General features: G+C 63.3%; 17 protein-coding genes. 6 read left to right on the top strand and 11 right to left on the bottom strand.

Going from position 1 to position 17,935, the window contains the following annotated elements:
* Window positions 1-5: 5 nt before the first annotated feature.
* The 3 genes from BXE_RS26685 to BXE_RS26675 all read right to left on the bottom strand — a co-directional run bounded on the left by BXE_RS26685 (window position 6) and on the right by BXE_RS26675 (window position 2,633).
* Window positions 6-1,472, bottom strand: a complete 1,467-nt coding sequence (locus tag BXE_RS26685; protein ID WP_233518971.1) for an EAL domain-containing protein — start codon at window positions 1,470-1,472, stop codon at window positions 6-8.
* Between the two features lie 497 nt (window positions 1,473-1,969).
* Window positions 1,970-2,203, bottom strand: a complete 234-nt coding sequence (locus BXE_RS26680; protein ID WP_040124908.1) for a hypothetical protein — start codon at window positions 2,201-2,203, stop codon at window positions 1,970-1,972.
* Window positions 2,204-2,315: 112 nt separating this feature from the next.
* The gene (locus BXE_RS26675) at window positions 2,316-2,633 is read right to left on the bottom strand and encodes a hypothetical protein (RefSeq protein WP_011491239.1); all 318 of its coding nucleotides are present in this window, start codon (window positions 2,631-2,633) and stop codon (window positions 2,316-2,318) included.
* Window positions 2,634-3,205: 572 nt separating this feature from the next.
* Here BXE_RS26675 and BXE_RS26670 point away from each other — a divergent pair.
* Both BXE_RS26670 and BXE_RS26665 read left to right on the top strand, forming a co-directional pair.
* On the top strand, window positions 3,206-5,293 hold the full coding sequence (locus BXE_RS26670) for a putative bifunctional diguanylate cyclase/phosphodiesterase (protein ID WP_407668638.1): 2,088 nt from the start codon (window positions 3,206-3,208) through the stop codon (window positions 5,291-5,293).
* A gap of 122 nt (window positions 5,294-5,415) precedes the next feature.
* Window positions 5,416-6,222: a hypothetical protein gene (locus BXE_RS26665; RefSeq protein WP_011491236.1), complete on the top strand. Its 807-nt coding sequence runs from the start codon at window positions 5,416-5,418 to the stop codon at window positions 6,220-6,222.
* A gap of 16 nt (window positions 6,223-6,238) precedes the next feature.
* Here BXE_RS26665 and BXE_RS26660 read toward each other — a convergent pair whose 3' ends face one another.
* The 4 genes from BXE_RS26660 to dapA form a co-directional block, all read right to left on the bottom strand.
* Entirely contained in the window at window positions 6,239-6,685 is a 447-nt protein-coding gene (locus tag BXE_RS26660; protein ID WP_011491235.1) for a bactofilin family protein, read from the bottom strand.
* 127 nt (window positions 6,686-6,812) lie between these two features.
* Window positions 6,813-7,211 (bottom strand): hypothetical protein, encoded by a 399-nt coding sequence (locus tag BXE_RS26655; protein ID WP_011491234.1) that lies wholly within the window; start codon window positions 7,209-7,211, stop codon window positions 6,813-6,815.
* On the bottom strand, window positions 7,204-8,190 hold the full coding sequence (locus BXE_RS26650; protein WP_011491233.1) for a M23 family metallopeptidase: 987 nt from the start codon (window positions 8,188-8,190) through the stop codon (window positions 7,204-7,206). The genes BXE_RS26655 and BXE_RS26650 overlap by 8 nt, the downstream gene beginning before the upstream one ends.
* A 352-nt stretch (window positions 8,191-8,542) precedes the next feature.
* Window positions 8,543-9,466 (bottom strand): 4-hydroxy-tetrahydrodipicolinate synthase, encoded by a 924-nt coding sequence (gene dapA, locus BXE_RS26645; protein ID WP_011491232.1) that lies wholly within the window; start codon window positions 9,464-9,466, stop codon window positions 8,543-8,545.
* Between the two features lie 385 nt (window positions 9,467-9,851).
* Here dapA and BXE_RS26640 point away from each other — a divergent pair, with 385 nt between their 5' ends.
* Entirely contained in the window at window positions 9,852-11,144 is a 1,293-nt protein-coding gene (locus BXE_RS26640; RefSeq protein ID WP_011491231.1) for an aspartate carbamoyltransferase, read from the top strand.
* An 84-nt stretch (window positions 11,145-11,228) separates the two neighbouring features.
* On the opposite strand, the gene BXE_RS26635 is transcribed toward BXE_RS26640, so the two are convergent.
* Both BXE_RS26635 and BXE_RS26630 read right to left on the bottom strand, forming a co-directional pair.
* Window positions 11,229-12,071, bottom strand: coding sequence for an alpha/beta hydrolase (locus tag BXE_RS26635; protein WP_011491230.1), 843 nt, complete (start codon window positions 12,069-12,071; stop codon window positions 11,229-11,231).
* Between the two features lie 133 nt (window positions 12,072-12,204).
* Entirely contained in the window at window positions 12,205-13,083 is an 879-nt protein-coding gene (locus BXE_RS26630) for an NAD(P)H-dependent oxidoreductase (protein ID WP_011491229.1), read from the bottom strand.
* Window positions 13,084-13,154: 71 nt separating this feature from the next.
* Here BXE_RS26630 and BXE_RS26625 point away from each other — a divergent pair, with 71 nt between their 5' ends.
* Window positions 13,155-14,063, top strand: a complete 909-nt coding sequence (locus BXE_RS26625) for a LysR family transcriptional regulator (protein ID WP_040124914.1) — start codon at window positions 13,155-13,157, stop codon at window positions 14,061-14,063.
* Between the two features lie 115 nt (window positions 14,064-14,178).
* On the opposite strand, the gene BXE_RS26620 is transcribed toward BXE_RS26625, so the two are convergent.
* A complete protein-coding gene (locus BXE_RS26620; RefSeq protein ID WP_011491228.1) occupies window positions 14,179-15,045 on the bottom strand; it encodes an aldo/keto reductase family oxidoreductase in 867 nt (288 codons plus the stop codon).
* 103 nt (window positions 15,046-15,148) lie between these two features.
* Between BXE_RS26620 and BXE_RS26615 the strand changes: the two genes are divergently transcribed.
* Both BXE_RS26615 and BXE_RS26610 read left to right on the top strand, forming a co-directional pair.
* Window positions 15,149-16,051: a LysR family transcriptional regulator gene (locus BXE_RS26615; RefSeq protein WP_007176668.1), complete on the top strand. Its 903-nt coding sequence runs from the start codon at window positions 15,149-15,151 to the stop codon at window positions 16,049-16,051.
* 152 nt (window positions 16,052-16,203) lie between these two features.
* The gene (locus tag BXE_RS26610; RefSeq protein WP_011491227.1) at window positions 16,204-17,421 is read left to right on the top strand and encodes a sensor histidine kinase; all 1,218 of its coding nucleotides are present in this window, start codon (window positions 16,204-16,206) and stop codon (window positions 17,419-17,421) included.
* A gap of 133 nt (window positions 17,422-17,554) precedes the next feature.
* On the opposite strand, the gene BXE_RS26605 is transcribed toward BXE_RS26610, so the two are convergent.
* Window positions 17,555-17,926, bottom strand: a complete 372-nt coding sequence (locus BXE_RS26605; RefSeq protein WP_148223005.1) for a hypothetical protein — start codon at window positions 17,924-17,926, stop codon at window positions 17,555-17,557.
* Window positions 17,927-17,935 lie beyond the last annotated feature (9 nt).

Raw genomic sequence — 17,935 nt, 5'->3', positions numbered from 1 at the left:
TGCAGCTATTGCCACGGGCGGACTCTTTTCCCACGCAACGAGTTTCCGCCTGCGTTGAGGAACGTCACGAGAAGGCTCAGAATCATTGTGCGGCCGTAGAAAAAACCCTGACCGATTTCAGCTCCCGACCGGCTGACCACCCTATGGTGGCTGGCACTCTCGACGCCCTCCGCAACCACGATCGAGCCCAGCTCCCGGGCCGTATCGACAAAAGCCTCCAGCCGTTGCCGGCGCTCGCGGTCATCGAGCGCCAGGATCCCCCGGTCGATCTTTAACAGATCGAACTGGAATGCTTCGTGAAGGGCGCTGTATGTGTCGACGCTGGTTACGCTTGACATCGCCAACCTCACGCCTCTGGCTCTCAATACCGTGACTGCATCGAGCACGCTCTTTGTCGGTCTGGCGCAGTGTTCTTCCGGCATATGCAGCACCAGGCGTGGGAGGATCGATTCAGCCGAGCCGATCACGTCCGATACGAACGTCGGACTCTCGACATGCCTCGCGGCAACCTTGATTCCAATGTACAGGGATCGGGAAGCCACCAACGGCCCGAGTTCGCGGACCGCCGTGGAAAGAATGAAACGCGTGACGGGCCCGATAAACGACCTCTTCTCGATACGGCTCATGTAATGATGGGGGCCCAACTGCCCGTACTCGACATTGTCCCAGCGGATCAACGCATCCACGCCGACGCACCGCCCCTCGCGCAGGCTGACCAGCGGCTGGTATTCCACACGGAACTCTCCCCGCTTTATCCCTGCCTTGGCGGCACGAACGAGCCTGGCGTCAGGTGTCAGGTGCCGCCTGTAGAACATCCACGCACAGTGGATGAGCAGGCAGATAATCAGCCATAACGCCAGCCACGCGGCTAGCCCCACCAACAGGCGGCGGCTCACACGGGTTCGGGCGCCTGCAACCGGACGCACGTCTGGCCTGGGCCGCGGCTGCGCCAATTCGGCCGGCTGGCCTGGAGCGGCTCCGCCTTCGCACGCCTCGCCACCTTTGCATCCGGTCAGCCCGGCCGCGTCCAGGGCTCGTTCGGGCGGCGAAGAACGGGAAGACTCCGGCGCAAGGCCAGTGAAGACAGGACCCGAGGCTACCAGCGGCATGCCGCTCATATATGCCCACTCTGCGTTGCCGGAAGCTGCCACCGGACCGGTGAGGGGCGGCTGAACATCGGCCGGCATCCGGTCTGATGACGAACGTGGAGCGTCGGCCTGCGGCTTTGGCACGCCAGCGGAAACGCTGCATGCCAGGCGCGCGCCATCAACGGGCTTCAGTGGCGTTGCAGTTGCCCCGCCGAGCGCTGCCGGGATCAGAATCAGTGGCGGACTCGTGCAATCGGTGTCGGATATAAGCGCTTGATGCTCCTGCGCATGAGCGCCCGTCATCATTAGGACTACCGCTAAAACGACGGCCGGCAGCCACTGCATTCGCATCCATTGAAGCTCCGGCACGGCGAGATCGGCCAACTCCGCCGAACATGATTCTGATTCCCCTTTCATAGTACAACGTAGCCCTTTTTATCGGTTGTCGTGTATTGCGGCCCTGCGGATTCGGGTCTTCCAGGCAATGCATTGTCACGGTGCGCAGCGCAATCGTTTGCGCGACAGTGCCGAGAATCTGGCGGCTCGATGGACCGGCGCAATGTCCTATGCCGTGTCACTCGAGCGTCCATTGGAAGAGATGCGATAGCCGCGACTCGGGAAGCGCAGCGCGTGAACAGCCAGCTTCCAACGGATCACGGGCCGCGAGCGGGATCGACCGTTGCGGTCTTAAGCTTCGCGTTTCGGCCACGGCAGAAAGCGCGGCCGAAGCACATTGATCCTGACCCGCCCGGCAGTAAAGGCGCTTTCGTCGCCGCCGGGACTGCGCCAGGGATGAACGCGCTACAACGATCGCAGCCCGGCGCCAGGCTAACGCGTGAGATAGCGCGGAAATATTTCATCGGACGACTGGGCACGTTCGCTTACTCTTGCTGTGCGATTCGCGAGACCCGATCACAATCGGCGACCATGTTCGCGGCACTTTCAGCGAGCGCAGTAATGACGTCGCGGCCAAATTCCTCCATTACGGCTTGCCACTCAGCGGTGCCGACCGGGAAATCGCCCGCATCGTTCTTTTGCTGCATTCTGCGCATCGTTTTCACGGACAATGCAAGAGCGCGAGCCGTCGTGTGAAGAGATTTATCGTAAATAAACATCCAAATTTCTCCACAATCAAGTCATGCTTTCTTGCCGATTTTCACGAAAATATCGAGAAATAGTTCGATCAATTTAGACGATTGCCGGTGAGATCGATATGGCTCAATTTCTTTACGATTTGTCATTGCAGTCACAACAATTGTTTGTGTCACATAGCGATTGGTCGCTCTGCCGCCGCTTATGAACCGGTGTTTCACTGTAAAATTCCTCCTGCTCGACTTCGCTCAGGGAATTCAGCAGGCACACCGTCCGCTCATGAACCAGCATGCCGATCATCCCCGCCAACGTGCAGCTGTAATGGCTTGCGAGCCTTTCCAGCTGTCGCTTCGTAGCTATCGGAATTACCGCGGTCAACCGTTCGTAGCTGCCACCAGCCCCGAGATTGCGCGCCCTGAATCGGCGCTGCTTTTCAGCGTTCGATATTCCCATGCGAGGCGTCTCCGGCAGTGGATCCTGTTCCTGCTAACCCATGACGGTATTCAGGCGCGTTTCTGTGACAGGTCTATCGGCAGCAGAGAACGTTCCTGAAGATGACCGAATCGGTTACGCCGTAACCATCTGCAATCCATGCTATTAAAATTTTCCGGCCGGTACGCTTTAAATCAATGTCGATCTGAAACGCGGCATATGTAAAAATTACGGACCGGATACGAATCGGGCATTACGACACAAAGAATAAAACAAAAGGGTCCCACCGCCTGGAAGTGACTTTCAGCCTGAACACCACCCGGTAGACCAAATGGAGTGCCAACTATCCGGTCACCGGTTCCAAACGGTCGTTTTCGATCGATGCAGCACTACCGGACACGCACCTGGATTGATTTCGGGCAAGCAGACTCGCGTTGCAGAAAAACGTCTTTCGTCGAATTGACTGGCGGCGGCATAACCGGCTGCCTCGACAGCGGTTCACCCCGACACGAACGGCACGCGCCGCCGAATGACTTGAAAACGGATTAAATAAATCCCCCGAACGGTCGATAACCAGTTGAGCCGCTTCCCTTCTGGCGGTTGGACTAAACATGCAGAGCTCATACAACCTTTGGCTGGTGGTCATTTCATTCGTCGTCGCGACGCTCGCGTCGTACACCGCGCTCGACCTGACCGGCCGCATTTTCCTGCTGGCATCGCCGCGTCTGCGGCATGTCTGGCGCCTGGGCGGCGCCGCGGCACTCGGCGTCGGCATCTGGTCGATGCACTTCATTGCGATGCTCGCCTTTTCGCTGCCGATTCCGCTCGGTTACGACTTCGCGACAACCGCCGCTTCGCTCGGACTCGCGATCGCTGCTTCGTATCTGGCGCTGCACATCACGACTCGCGAAAAACTGACCGCGACCCGGCTGCTGGCCGGGGGCGCAGTGATGGGATGCGGCATTGCCGGCATGCACTACGTCGGCATGGCCGCGATGCAGATGACACCCGGCATCGTGTATCAGCCGGCATGGTTCGCCGGCTCGCTCGCGATCGCGATCGGCGCGTCGAGCGCCGCGCTGTGGCTCGCGCGCGCGCTCAGCGACGACGACGCACGCCACGTGGTGCGCAAGCGTCTGGCCGCGGCACTGGTAATGGGCGTCGCGATCAGCGGCATGCATTACGCCGGCATGGCCGCCGCCGGGTTTTCGCCCGGTGCCGTGTGCGGTGCGGCCAACGGCGTCAACACCACGTGGCTCGCAACTTCGGTGATCCTGTTCACCTTTGCCATTCTGATCGTCACGCTGATACTGTCGCGTTTCGATGCGCGCACCACCTTTCTGGTCGGCGCGGTGTCGAACCTGAACGGCCAGATCGTGCGGCTCGCCACGCTCGACAGTCTGACCGGTCTGCCGAACCGCGCCACGCTGACGGAGCGCATCGAACACGCGATCCATCGCGCGCAACGGCAGCGCTCGCTGTGCGCGGTCCTCTTCATGGACCTCGACGGCTTCAAGACGATCAATGATTCGCTCGGCCACTCGGCCGGCGACCAGGTGCTGACCGCGTTCGCGCAGCGCCTGCTGCTGTGCGTGCGCGCGAGCGACACCGTGGCGCGGCTGGGCGGCGACGAATTCGTGGTGCTGGCCGAAGACCTCGGTTCGCGCGAAGACGCCGGCGCGCTGGCGGAGGGTGTGCTCGAGCGGATGCGCATGGGCATGTGGACCGACTCCCAGCCGCTACAGGTCATGCCGAGCATCGGCATCGCACTCTTTCCGCACGACGGCGACACGGTCGACAGCCTGCTGAAAAACGCGGACGCGGCCATGTACGAAGCCAAACGCGCGGGCCGCAGCACCTATCGCTTCTTCGAGCGCAGCATGAACGAGGCGGCCATGCGCACGCTGCAGATTCAGAACGCGCTGCACGACGCGCTCGCCGCCGGCCAGTTTTCGCTGCACTTCCAGCCGAAGTTTCACGGCGGCGGCGAATCGCTGGCCGGCGCCGAAGCGCTGATCCGTCTGCATCATCCGCAACTCGGCGATCTGGCGCCGCTCGAATTCATTCCGATTGCCGAGCGCTCGGGACAGATCGTGCAGATCGGCTACTGGGTCGTGCGCGAAACGTGCCGGCAGATTCGCCGCTGGATCTCGCAAGGCCTGCCTTCGATGAAAGTAGCGGTCAACCTGTCGCCGCGCCAGATGCTGCAGCCGAACCTCGTCGCGAGCATGCTCGAGATCGTCCAGGCCGAAGGCGTGCAATGCGAGCAGATCATGTTCGAGATCACCGAAACCGTGGCGATGCAGGATGCCCCCAAAACCATCGAGATGATCCGCCAGTTCCAGGCGTGCGGCTTCGAGATCGCGATCGACGACTTCGGCACCGGCTATTCGAGCCTCGCCTATCTGCAACGCTTTCGCGTAAAGCAACTGAAGATCGACCGCTTCTTCACCAACGGTCTCGACGTGCATGGCCCGGAAGGCAGCGCGATCGTATCGGCGATCATCGCGCTCGCGCATTCGCTGGAAATGGACGTGGTGGCCGAGGGTGTCGAAACGGAATCGCAACTCGACATGCTCAGAACCATGATGTGCGATGAAATGCAGGGGTTCCTGCTCGGCAAGCCGCTCAGCGCCGACGACTTCGGCAATCTGCTGCGAGAGAGAATGGTAGCTGCGTGAGCGTCGCGATCTTCTGAAGCGTGCAGCGCGGCATTGCTGTCAGCCGCGCCGCGTGCCGCCCTCCACGGCGGATCGCGAATTACAAATGAACAATAACAGGCGGCTCCGGGGTTGGAGAGTTCATGAAATTCGACGTAGCGACGTTTATTTCGTTGTGGCTGATCACGTTTTTATGCTGTGCCCTTATTACAACGGCGCTGTCGCATATGTTCACGCGCGTCGTCGCGTTCCGCTTCTGGTCGGTCGGTTTCTATCTGCTGGCTGCGTCTTCGGCCTGCTTCGCCCTGCATTTCAGGTGGAATTACGACGTGCTGCTGATCGCCACCGCGACGCTTGCGCTGCAAAGCCGCATGCTGATCTGGGCCGGCACGCGCAAGCTGTTCGGCTTGACCGCGCCGTGGCGTGCCGGCCTTGCCGGCACAGCCGTATTCTGCGCGCTGTACACCTGCGCGCTGTTGCTCAAGGCGCCGCTCGTGTTGCGCGCCGGCCTGCTTGTGCTGTTTTTTCTGCCGCTTCGCGCCGCCACGCTGTATGAAGTGTGCCGCCGGCGCCGCCCGCAACTCGGGGCCGCTCGCCTGATCGCAATGATCGGCGGCACGATCGCCACGCTCAACGCGATCGTGCCGCTCCTGCTCGTGCTGCTCGATCGCACCAATGTGTCGCTGCTGCTCGGCAATCCGCGGCATACGTCGGCGCTTTATGCGGTCGTGTTCGCGGGCGACCTGCTGCTGGCGAGCGGCCTGATCGTGCTCGCTTTCAAGCTGCAGATGGTCGAAATGAACATGCTCGCCACGCTCGATCGCAATGCCGTGGAACGTCTCGCCACAACGCGGGCCCTGCGCGCGGAACGCGATGCGCGGCCCGCGCGCGGCGACGCGCTCGGCCATGACACGCCGACGCAGCGCCAGTCGCTGCCGGGCCCCGTCTGAGACGCCGCGAGGCCGCCTAGCCGGCCTTGCGCTCGTCGAACGCGCTGTCGAACGCGCTGTCCGCCACCGACACCAGATGCGGCGTCGCCGCCTGCGCGGCGTCCCGTTTGGTGAGCTTGCCGTCCACCGAGGCGCCGCAATCCATGCGCAACTGCTGATAGTAGATGTTGCCCGTCACATGCGCGTTGCTCTGCAACTCGACGAAGTGATCGGCAATCACGTCGCCGACGATCCTGCCGTTGACCACCACGTCGTAGCCGTGCACGTTGCCCTCGATCGAACCGCGATCGCTCAATACCAGCAGCGTCTGGCCGCCCGGCTCGCCGCTGACGTTGCCGGTGACGTGGCCGTCCATGCGCAGGCCGTTGCTGAACTGAAGGTCGCCGGTGATCCGCACGTCGTGGGCGACCAGGGTGGCGAGCTTGGTCTGCTGGATGCCGGCGGTTTTTTTCTTGTTGAACATAGCAATCTCTTGTGAATGGAAAGGGGCATCGCGCGATGCTGGGCGCGGCGTCGAACCGGGTGTGGCTGGTGCGTCTGGTGGTTGTCGTGACCCGGTGACGTGAGAGGTTCGCTTAGGCCGGGAACGATCAGCGGCCCTCGGCTTCGCTCTGTGCCGGCGGCCGGCCCTTGCTCTGGCCGTGCAGAAATTGCAACTCCGCGTTGAGCCGCGCAACCTCGGCTGCGGCGCCGTCCGCCGTTTTCTGCACCGCGGCGCGCGCCGCCGATTCTTCCGCCAGCGCAAGCCGCGCGCGCGTCAACTCGATCTGCTGGGCGCTCCTGTCGACGGGCGCGGCGTTGCACGGCGCGAGCGGCGTGCCTGCGCGCTTCGCGTACCAGGCCGCCAGGCCGGCCGCACCCGCGCAGGCGCACAGCACGCATGCCAGGACCCACACCGCCACGCGAAAGCCCAGCGAACGCACCGGCCGAAGCGTGTACGCGCGGTGACTCAGGCGGCCCGCATTGCGCGGAAAACGTCGGTCAGCCATGAGGCGCGGGCGAGAAAAGCGCGAGGTAGGCAACCGGATTGACCGGCGCACCGTTGACCAGCACTTCGAAATGCAGATGCGGACCCGTGGAGCGGCCTGTCGAGCCGACGTCGGCAATATACTGGCGCGGCAGCACCAGATCGCCGACATGCACGACGAGGCGCGACGCATGGCCATAGCGAGTCATGAGGCCATTGCCGTGATCGATTTCGACCGCATTGCCATAACCCGATTTTTCGCCCGCGAAGACCACGCGGCCACCGGCCGCCGCCAGAATCGGCGTGCCGGTTCTGGCGACCAGATCGAGCCCCGGATGAAAGCTCAAACGATGCGTGAACGGATCGATGCGATTGCCGAAGGGCGAGCCGAAGCGCGCGCCGTCGGCGGGCATGCGGCCGGGAAAGGCGGCGAACGCGACTGCGTGACTGGCGGTCTGCTGTTCGAGCGCCGACAGCGTCGCGGCAATGCAATCCAGTTGCTGGGCAGTGCGCCCGGCGTCGGCATGGCGGCTCAGCGCGGGCGCGAGTTCACTGCAGCGGAGCGGCGGCAGCGAAGGGCCACCCTCGCCTTCGTCTTCGCTGTCGGTGGCGGCCGCGTCGGATGCGGGCGCCGCAGCCGGCGTGGCAGAGACGACAGGCGCGCGCGGCGCCGACCGTGGCGTGTTCAGACGTGCTTCGAAATCGCGCAAGTCGCCGACCTGCGCGCTCAGGCGCGCGATGCGCGGCTCGATCTGCGCCACCGAGGCATTCAGCTTGCCGAGCTGATCGATCGCATAGTCGTGCTCGACGTGAGCCGTCGCTGGCTCACCGGACCGGGCGGCGTGCACCGGCCAGTGCGTGCCGAGCGCAAAGCCCGCGCCGAGTGCGAGCGCAGCCGCGCCGCCGGCCGCGCTCAAGGCCAGCGTCAACGCAGTGCGGCGCGTGACGAAGCCGACCGAGCCGCTGGCAAGCCGGTTACCGGCGCGAAATACGGAAGCCATTAGCGGCACCCCGCGCGCAACGGGCTCGCTGAACGCACTCGCCCGAACATGGCGGAGCGCGTGTTCGAAATGGGCAACGCGTTCAACGCGCTGAACGTGCGCCATGTGTGACATGTGCGACACGTACCACGCGATTGCGAGCGGAACAGAAGATCGGCCATCAGGACTGACTGCATATGGCATCGACCGGCTGTACACCGGCCGTGATAATGGGCAGAGGGCGCTGATTATCACCTGGCATCACGAAGCATCATCTCAAATACGAGGAGACCGGGTAATGTATATCTGCCACGCGCCGTGACCGGCACGCCGCGCCATCACCCGCATGCACCCTCCGCGATGCGCGCTCCGCTCAAACCGATGCTTCGGTCTCCCGCGCCTCGCTCCGTTCGCGTTCGGCCAAGGCGGCGAGCCGCTCGCGCAGCGCGTCGCCGGCACGCGTCATCGGCATGCGCAGTTCGTCGCGTATCAACCCTTGCGCGGCCAGCAGTGCCTTGACGGGCGCCGGATTCGGCTCGGCGAACAGCGTCTGGATCAGCGGCGCGAGCGCGTGAAAAATGCGCCGGCCTTCGTCGAGCCGCCCCGCCGCGAGCGCGCGATACAGCGCGACAAAGCGCTCGGGCCGCACATGCGCGGACGCCGCAATCGCCCCGCTGCCGCCCAGACACAAGGTGTTGAAAATATTGATGTCCTCGCCGGCAAGCACTTGCAGGCGACCATCGCGAATCAGCGCGAGGGTGGTGTCGAGCGAACCGGCGCAATCCTTCACCGCCTGAATCCGTGGATGCGCGGCGAGTGCGAGCAGCGTGTCGAGTTCGAGCCGCACGCCGGTTCGATAGGGAATGTCGTACAGCACGACCGGCTTCGCGCTCGCATCGGCAAGCGCCGTGAAGTGATCGACGATACCGGCCTGCGAAGGCCGGATGTAGTACGGCGCGGCCATCAGCACACCCGCTATCGGCAGCGGATTCAGTTGCCCGATACGCTCGCGCATGCTCGCCGTGTGATTGCCCGCCACGCCGACCAGCACCGGCAGCGCCCGCGCGTCATGCGAGTGGCGAGCGGCGGCCTGCGCTTCGTCGAGAATCGTCGCCAGCACGGCGTCCTGCTCGGCGGCATCGAGCGCGGCCGGTTCGCCGGTGGTGCCGAGCGCGACCAGTCCGGCCATGCCCGCGCCGGCATAGCGGCGCACCAGTGCGCGCAAGGCGGCGTGATCGACGGCGCCGTCGGCGAAAGGCGTGATGAGCGGAACCCAGATACCCGAAAAAATAGACATGTCTTTACCTCGATGACGACCGTATCGATTCCGTGCAGCGTGCGAGGGAGGAAAGACAGGAAAGTGCCCAGGCGGGCGTTGACCGGCTGCTCCGTCGCATCTGACGGAACAGCGTGCTCCGGTCAGATGAGCGGCTGTTTTTTGGCTTTGGCGCCGACGTTCGAATCACTCGCGCGCGCGATCGCGACGCTCGCATGAGCGAGACGCGTGAAGGTGGACGGGCAGAGTCTGAACGTTGGGCCGGAGTGCATGAGACGCAGTGTAACCGCGACCGGCGCGGCCTGGCAAAGCCTGTCGTGAAAATCGCTTGACTTCTGGCGCGGGGAAATTAATATACGCAAAGCGTACACCGCGACCACCCTCCCTCCTCCCGACAGGTGCCTCCATGAGCGTCCCGCAACAAGCCTTCCTACGCGACGCGATGCGCCGCCTGAACATGACGCGCGACACGTTCGCGAGCCGCATCGGCGTGTCGCGCCGGGCGCTCGATACCTGGCTCCTGCCGGACGACTCGCAGGAATCGCGGGCCATGCCGGAAATCGTGGAGCGCTTCGTGTCGGAGATCGTGGTGCACGGCGAGCCGGGCGAAAAACATACGCAGAGCGTAGACTCGCAGTCGCTCGCGAGCCAGATGCTTTTCGAGGGCAAGCCGCAGTTGCTCTCGGTGGATCAATTCTCGCGCGACTCGGTGGAGGCGCTGTTCCGCGTGGCCGACATCATGCAGCCGATCGCCCGGCGCCGCAAAATCTCCCGCGTGCTGGAAGGCGCGGTGCTCGGCAATCTGTTCTTCGAAGCCAGCACGCGTACCCGCGTGAGCTTCGGCGCGGCGTTCTGCCGGCTGGGCGGCTCAGTTTGCGACACTACCGGTTTCACGTTTTCGTCAATGGCCAAGGGCGAATCGATCTACGACACCAGCCGCGTGATGAGCGGTTATGTGGACGCCCTGGTAATCCGCCATCCGGAGCAAGGCTCGGTGGCCGAATTCGCGCGCGCGACCAATGTGCCCGTGATCAACGGCGGCGACGGGCCGGGCGAACACCCGAGCCAGGCGCTGCTCGATCTGTACACCATTCAGCGTGAGTTCTCGCGCCTCGGCAAGATCGTCGACGGCGCCCATATCGCGCTGGTCGGCGACCTGAAGTACGGGCGCACCGTGCACTCGCTGGTCAAATTGCTGGCGCTTTACCGCGGCATCAAGTTCACGCTGATCTCGCCGCCCATGCTCGAAATGCCCGGCTATATCATCGAGCAGATTTCGCGCAACGACCACGTGATCGAGCAGACTCACGATCTGTCCACCGGCCTGCGCGGCGCCGACGTGGTGTACGCCACGCGCATCCAGAAAGAGCGCTTCACCGACGAATCGTTCGAAGGCTATACGCCGGATTTCCAGATCAATCAGGCGCTGGTGGACAGCGTGTGCGGCGTCGATACGCTGATCATGCACCCGCTGCCGCGCGACAGCCGCCCCGGCGCGAACGATCTGAGCGTGGACCTGAACCACGATTCACGGCTGGCGATCTTCCGGCAGACCGACAACGGCATTCCGGTGCGCATGGCGATTTTCGCGGTGCTGCTGGGCGTGGAGAAACTGGTTCAGCATTCCATGCGCGATGCGGCGTGGCGCCCGCCGGTCTATCTCGGTCCGGACGACGCGGTTTTTCACGGAATCGATTGAGGATGGATCAACGGGCGGCCCGAGGCCGCCTCAGAACGCGCCTCGAAGCGCGGCCCACAACGCACCCCACTGCGCGGCACAGTCTCAAGCCGTGGCGCTGCTCCCGTTGCGCCTGAACGCGCCGGCGAAAAACAGCACCTGATACTGCACCGCATTGGCCCAGTACTTCCAGGTGTGGCCGCCGGGCCGTTCCGCGTAGTCGTGCGGCACGCCGAGTTCGACCAGACGCTCGTGCAGCGTGCGGTTCGACTGCACGAGCGAGTCGTTCACCCCGCAGTCGATCGTGAGCGCGATATGCGCGGCGCCGAAACTGCGCGCATTCTCGACGATCGCCTCGTTGTTCCAGAAGTCGGCATGCCGCGCGGGATCGCCGAATACCTGGTCGATGCCGGGCTCGTCCTCACAGCCTCGCGGATCCACCGCGCCGCTGATACTGCCCGCTGCGCCGAATTCGTCCGGCCGGTCCAGCGCGATATGCAAAGCGCCGAATCCGCCCATGCTCAAGCCGGTAATGGCGCGTGCGCGGCGCGCCGCGATCGTGCGGAAATGCGCGTCGACGTACGTCACCACTTCCGTACCCACATAGGTTTCGTAACGGCTGCGCGGATCGACCGGACTGTCGATATACCAGCTTTCGTGGCCGCCGTCGGGCATCACGAGTATCACGTGGTAGCGGTCGGCCAGCTTGCCGATCTGCGAATTCGCGGTCCAGTCGGTATAGTCGCCGCCCGAGCCATGCAACAGATAGACCACGGGAAAGCGGTCGGCCCCTTTGCCGCGCGCGTACTGGTCGGGCAGCACGACCGTCGCTTCGAGCGACTTGTGCATGGCGACGCTCGGAATCGTGACCACCCGGGACTGAAATGCCCAGACAGGCGCCGTAAAAAGCAGCGTCAAAATGAGCCAGAACGCACGAGCTTGGTTCATGGTTTGTCGCTCTTCCCTATCTAGGTGTCCGAAGAACACTGTCCGGTAGCCGGCGGCAAAATTCTTTCAGCGACTCTAGCAACGGCGACTTACAGCCAAATTTCAGTCAGGCATACGATCCCGTCAGCTTCGGTCAGCTTCGATCAGTGCGGGATGGCGACGTGTAATGCGCAACAGAGGCACGACGTCCTGCGCTTATGCTGTATGAAGAACCCGCTGCGTCTCCATCCCGCTGCGGCTCGACGTGCGCACCGAAGCCCACTTGATCCGGCGCAATATCGGCCCGCAAAGTCAGCTCCGGAATCGTGTACGCGCCGCCGTTCTGAGCCCGGAACGGAATCGGCGCCGTCGTCCAGAGGTTGTCCAGACGCTGACCAAGCGCGTCTTGCACAGCGGGATAATTCGTTTCGTCGATACGGCTCGTCCGGTAGATCACGAACGGCGGCAACACGTCGAAGCCGGGGTAATACAGAATGCCGTGCTGGATCGGGAACAGCACGTCGTCCATCGGACCATTGATGCCGCGCGGGCTATAGTGCGATTCCCAGCCGCCCGTCGTGACCACCAGCATTGCACGTTTTCCGGCGAGCCTGCCCTCGCCGTAGCGTTCGCCCCAACGCGCGTCGGAGTGCTCTCCGACGCCATACGCAAAGCCATAGGCGTACACGCGCTCCACCCATCCCTTGAGGATGGCCGGCATGGTGAACCACCAGAGCGGAAACTGCAGAATGACCGCATCCGCCCACATGAGTTTCTCCTGCTCGAGTTCGATGTCTTTGCTTTGCAGACCATTTTCGAACGCATGCTTCGAGTCGCGCGACGGATAAAAACGCTCGCCGGGTTCTTTCGCGAGGCTGTCGTCCGCATCGAGCACTGCTTTCCATTTCATCGCGTACAGGTCGGATACCTGAACGGTGTGTCCGGCATCCTGAAGACGTTTGACCGTAAAGTCCTTGAGGGACCCATTCAACGATTTGGGTTCCGGGTGCGCGTAAACAAGAAGAACGTTCATGACTGGGCCTTCGTGGCTGAAAGAAACCAAAGATAGACCCCGCTCCGGTATATTGGAAATGAATTCCCGATATGTCAGGTATAACCATGAATAATCTGAGAGGATTGGACCTCAACCTGCTGGTTACGCTCGACGTGCTGCTGTCCGAACACAACGTGACCCGCGCGGCGCAACGGCTGAACCTCTCCCAACCCTCGGTCAGCGTGCATCTGGCCAAACTGCGCGATGTTCTGGGCGACCCGTTGCTGTTGCCCGGACCGCGCGGCATGCGGCCCACCGCCCGCGCCGAGGCGTTGCGCGAACCGTTGCGGGAAGCCCTCCAGGCACTGGAGCGCGCGGTGGCGCCGGCGCGCCCGTTCAATCCCGCCGAAGCGAATCACACCTGGCGCGTTGCCGCGAGCGACTACGCCGAATCGACGATCATCCTGCCCGCTTTGGCCGGCTTGCGCACCGCGGCGCCGGGCACGCGCCTCGCCATTGTCGAAGCGGCTCCGCCACGCATTGCGCGGCAGGCGGAACAGGGCGAGATCGATCTCGCTTTTCATACGAGCGAAGGCGCGCCCGAGGGGTTGCGCCGCCGGCTGCTGTTTGCCGAGCGCTATGTGCTGGCCGGCCGCGCCGGTCATCCGCGCCTGAAACGCCGGCCAACGCTCGCGCAGTTCTGCAAGCTCGAACATGTGATCGTGTCGCCGGACGGCGGCGGCTTTATCGGCGTAACCGACAACGTGCTCGCGCAGGCCGGTCTGACACGCCGGGTCGTACTCTCCGTGCCGCACTTTCTGTTCATGTCATCGGTGCTGGAGAGTACAGATCTGGTGGGAATGCTGCCCGCGCGGCTCGCGCGCGCCAACAGCGCGCTGCGGATGGTCGAGCCGCCGGTGGAGGTGCCGGGCTACGAAATGGCGATGCTCTGGCATGAACGCTCGCATCGCGATCCGGCGCATCAGTGGCTCAGGGAGTACATCGCGAATTCGGTGTGAAACCGGCTCCGTGCAACGGGAGCCAGTACCGCCGATAGCACCGGCCGTCTCCGGCCGCCGTCAATTTTCGCGCGCGCCCGGCGTGCCGATCGGCGCATTGCGCTACCGGCGCTGGTCAACCGCCTATCGCATCCAGTTGCGCGCGCACCTCGCCGGTCAGGCTCAACTGCGACGCCTGCAGGTTTTCCCGCAGATGCCCGAGCGTCGACGTGCCGGGGATCAGCAGAATGTTAGGGGACCGATGCAATAGCCACGCAAGCGCCACCTGCATCGGCGTCGCGCCGAGGGTTTGCGCAATCTCCGACAGCGCGGACGACTGGATCGGCGTGAAGCCGCCAAGCGGAAAAAACGGCACATACGCAATGCCCTTCTCCGCGAGTTCGTCGATCAGCGTGTCATCTTCGCGATGAACGAGGTTGTAGTGGTTCTGCACGCAGACGATTTCCGCGATGCGCTGCGCCTCCGCTATCTGCGTCGCGGTTACGTTGCTCAAACCGATATGGCGCACGAGTCCGCGGCGTTGAAGTTCGGCGAGAGCCGTCACCTGCTTTTCAAGCGAACCCTCAGCCGGTTCATGCACGTTGCCCATCATCCGCATATTGACGACGTCCAGCACGTCGAGGCCGAGATTGCGCAAATTGTCATGCACGCCACGCTCGATATCCTCCGGTTCCAGCGCCGGCAACCACGCGCCATCGCCGCCGCGCACGGCGCCCACCTTGGTGACGATCACGAGGTCGCCGGGGTACGGATGCAGCGCCTCGCGAATCAGCTGGTTGGTGATGTGCGGCCCGTAGAAGTCGCTCGTATCGATGTGATCGACACCCGCGGCCACTGCCTCGCGCAGCACCGCGACAGCGGCGTGGCGATCCTTCGGCGGCCCGAATACGCCGGGGCCGGCCAGCTGCATGGCCCCGTAGCCCATGCGGCGCACAGGGCGGCCGGCCAGCGGAAAGGTGTCCGGGGTGGTGAGATTCGACATGGTGCTCTCCTTGATGAGTGATCGAGCAGAGTATGGCGGTGGTTGCGTTGTTAAATAAAGCCGTCTAACGTGTACGGGTTGTTTAATAATATGAACAGTAATCATGGAATTGAACGATCTGGCCGCCTTCGTCTCGGTCGCCCGCGCAGGCGGCTTTCGCGACGCCGCGCGCATCGGCAACGTCTCTGCGTCGAGTTTGAGCATCGCCGTGCGCCGTCTCGAAGCGAAGCTCGGTTTGCGCCTCCTCAACCGCACCACGCGCAGTGTGGCGCCGACTGAAGCCGGGTTGCGTCTGATCGAGAAGCTGACGCCGCTATTCAGCGAAATGGAAGCAGCGCTGGACGTGCTGAACGTCTTCAGGGACAAGCCGGCCGGCACGCTCAAACTGAACGTGCCGTCGAGCGCCGCGCGCATCGTCCTGCCGGGCATCGTCGCGGCGTTCCTGAAGGCGTATCCGGACATACGCGTGGAGGTCGTGGTCGAAGACGGTTTCGTCGACGTGCTGTCGATCGGCTGCGATGCGGGCATTCGCTACGACGAGCGACTCGAACAGGACATGATCGCGATTCCGATCGGGCCGCGTGTGCAACGCTTCGCCACCGCTGCGGCGCCGGGCTATCTCGACGTGCACGGACGTCCCGGCCATCCGGGCGAGCTGCTCTCGCACGCGTGCCTGCGCGGCCAGTTCGCCGGCGGCGCGATGCCGATCTGGTATTTCGAGCGCGACGGTGAAGTGTTGCAGTTGAATCCATCGGGACCGCTGCTGGTGCGCCCCGGCGCGGCAATCGACCTGGCGGTCAGCGCGGCCGTGGCGGGTGTGGGCGTGATTCATCTTTTCGAAGACATGCTGCGCCCGCATCTGGATAGCGGAGCGCTGGAGCCGATTCTGGAGCCGTGGTGGCAGCGCTTTTCAGGCCCGTTTCTCTATTATCCCGGGCGTCGCCATTTGCCGGCGCCGTTGCGCGCGTTCGTCGATTTTTTGAAGGCGCTCAATGCGGCTTCGTGAAGCGACTTAACAGGGAATCAATACCGGCAAAATTGACCGTATCGGAGCCCGTCGCATTGCAGGTCGTGTTCATTGTCTTCCAGTCATGCAAGAGGTGTTCCATAGCGCGCGATTGCGGTGATAATGTCGCGAACCGATCCTAATGCGACACCATGACCGATATACGTACTAGCCCCCTGCGCAATTTTGCCGATTTCATTCGCGCGGAACGCACCCGACTCACCCGGCAGTGGATGAATGCCGTATTCGGCGACGTCGATCTGATCGAAGCGGACAAACTTACCTATCAGCAACTCGCCGATCATCTGCCGGAAATTCTTGAAGGCCTGTGTCTGGCATTGGATGTCGAAGATCTCGAACGGGTCGAGCCGGGCATCGAGCTCGATGCGAGAAAACATGGCAAGGTGCGCTGGCGCCAGGGCTATCGTATCGAGGAACTGGTGCGTGAGCTCGATCTCTTTCATCAGACGCTCGCCGACGTGCTTGAAGAATTCGCCAGTCTCGATCAATCGTTCACGCGCCGCCACGAGAGTCGGGCACGGCGCCTGATTGCCGAAACGCTCAGTATGGTCACTCTCACGTCGGTCAAGGAAGTGGTGAGCGAACGCGACCGCAAGATCGACGAATACACCGGCCGGCTCGAACGCGCCAATCACGAACTCACGCTGAAACAGCGCCTGGTGAGCGACCTGTACGAGTCGCGCATGCAGATCACGCGCAGCGTGGTGCATGATCTGCGCAACTTTCTGAATGCATTTTCCATCGCGCTGCAATTGATCGCGCGCGCGCCCGGCAAAGCCGATACCGCGTTGACGCTGGCGAACCGCCAGGCCGCGGATATGAAACAGCTCGTCGATCAGATCGTCGAATACTCCGTCGTACTCGGCGACGGCGCTCCGCTCACACTCGAACAGGTCGAACTGCGGGAACTCTACGACGAACTGGTCGCCTCTTCGCGTCCGTCGATCGAGGCGAAAGGGCTCACGTTGCATGCAGCTTTTGATCCTGCATTGACGGCGGTCACGTCCAATCGTCTCAAACTCAAACAGATTGCTGTCAATCTGCTTTCCAACGCGACCAAGTACACCAGGTCCGGCGGCATCGAACTCAACTTCGCGATGGCCGACGAGTCGCACTGGTCGATTCGCGTCTCCGATACCGGCGTGGGTATTGCGCCTTCGGACGCGGACCGCGTGTTCGACGAATTCGAGCGCGCCGCGGGCGAGGATATTCCCGGCACGGGTCTCGGTCTCGCGATCGTCAAGGAACTGTGCCGCGTGTTGGGCGGGCAGATCGATTTTGCGTCGCGCGAAGGTGTGGGGACTACGTTCGAGATCCGCTTCCCGCTGGTACTCGCGGAACCGCAATAAGACCGTGGAGGACTGGCATTCGCGCGGCTGATTGTGAATTGGCCACACGTGATATAGCCGGTCCGGTCTCGACTCCGACGCGCGCGGCCTACGCTCTCTGGAGGCAACGCATACGCGAGTACTCAGCGCGTGCTCAGCGAGTGGGCCGCGCGGTCAGCTCGGCCGCCGGTCCACTGCCGCCCGCCGGCACGCACCCGCTCATCGCGCCGCCTCTGTCGCTCAGCCCGCGCACGACCACTTCGGATGACTTGCCATCACGTCTGGCCAGCTCCGCGAGATCGAGCAGCGCCGCGTACCGGGCGGAGCATTCCCGCGACGATCCCGTCACACCGCGCGTGCCTGCTGCTGTCCCGAAGCGGCTCATTGCAATCACCAATCCTGTCGCAACGACGATCGCCGCCAGCGCGCCCGGTTTGTAGAATCGCCGGGGCCCGGATCCGTCGAAGGCCGGTCCGAACGCAGTGCTTTCACCCTGCTCGACCGTCCCGCGTGATTTGACTCGCATGGCGGCTCC

It is taken from the genome of Paraburkholderia xenovorans LB400, assembly GCF_000013645.1.
GTDB classification, from domain to species: Bacteria; Pseudomonadota; Gammaproteobacteria; order Burkholderiales; family Burkholderiaceae; genus Paraburkholderia; species Paraburkholderia xenovorans.
Note: the sequence above shows the minus strand (reverse complement) of the source record. Positions and strands in the feature narration are given on the sequence as shown.

Excerpts from the sequence above, each read along its gene's own strand:
- BXE_RS26650 (WP_011491233.1), bottom strand. The coding sequence starts at position 8,190 with ATGGCTTCCGTATTTCGCGCCGGTAACCGGCTTGCCAGCGGCTCGGTC.
- BXE_RS26655 (WP_011491234.1), bottom strand. The coding sequence starts at position 7,211 with ATGGCTGACCGACGTTTTCCGCGCAATGCGGGCCGCCTGAGTCACCGC.
- BXE_RS26625 (WP_040124914.1), top strand. The coding sequence starts at position 13,155 with ATGTCAGGTATAACCATGAATAATCTGAGAGGATTGGACCTCAACCTG.
- BXE_RS26665 (WP_011491236.1), top strand. The coding sequence starts at position 5,416 with ATGAAATTCGACGTAGCGACGTTTATTTCGTTGTGGCTGATCACGTTT.
- dapA (WP_011491232.1), bottom strand. The coding sequence starts at position 9,466 with ATGTCTATTTTTTCGGGTATCTGGGTTCCGCTCATCACGCCTTTCGCC.
- BXE_RS26640 (WP_011491231.1), top strand. The coding sequence starts at position 9,852 with ATGAGCGTCCCGCAACAAGCCTTCCTACGCGACGCGATGCGCCGCCTG.
- BXE_RS26660 (WP_011491235.1), bottom strand. The coding sequence starts at position 6,685 with ATGTTCAACAAGAAAAAAACCGCCGGCATCCAGCAGACCAAGCTCGCC.
- BXE_RS26620 (WP_011491228.1), bottom strand. The coding sequence starts at position 15,045 with ATGTCGAATCTCACCACCCCGGACACCTTTCCGCTGGCCGGCCGCCCT.
- BXE_RS26635 (WP_011491230.1), bottom strand. The coding sequence starts at position 12,071 with ATGAACCAAGCTCGTGCGTTCTGGCTCATTTTGACGCTGCTTTTTACG.
- BXE_RS26630 (WP_011491229.1), bottom strand. The coding sequence starts at position 13,083 with ATGAACGTTCTTCTTGTTTACGCGCACCCGGAACCCAAATCGTTGAAT.
- BXE_RS26675 (WP_011491239.1), bottom strand. The coding sequence starts at position 2,633 with ATGGGAATATCGAACGCTGAAAAGCAGCGCCGATTCAGGGCGCGCAAT.
- BXE_RS26680 (WP_040124908.1), bottom strand. The coding sequence starts at position 2,203 with ATGTTTATTTACGATAAATCTCTTCACACGACGGCTCGCGCTCTTGCA.
- BXE_RS26605 (WP_148223005.1), bottom strand. The coding sequence starts at position 17,926 with ATGCGAGTCAAATCACGCGGGACGGTCGAGCAGGGTGAAAGCACTGCG.
- BXE_RS26615 (WP_007176668.1), top strand. The coding sequence starts at position 15,149 with ATGGAATTGAACGATCTGGCCGCCTTCGTCTCGGTCGCCCGCGCAGGC.
- BXE_RS26610 (WP_011491227.1), top strand. The coding sequence starts at position 16,204 with ATGACCGATATACGTACTAGCCCCCTGCGCAATTTTGCCGATTTCATT.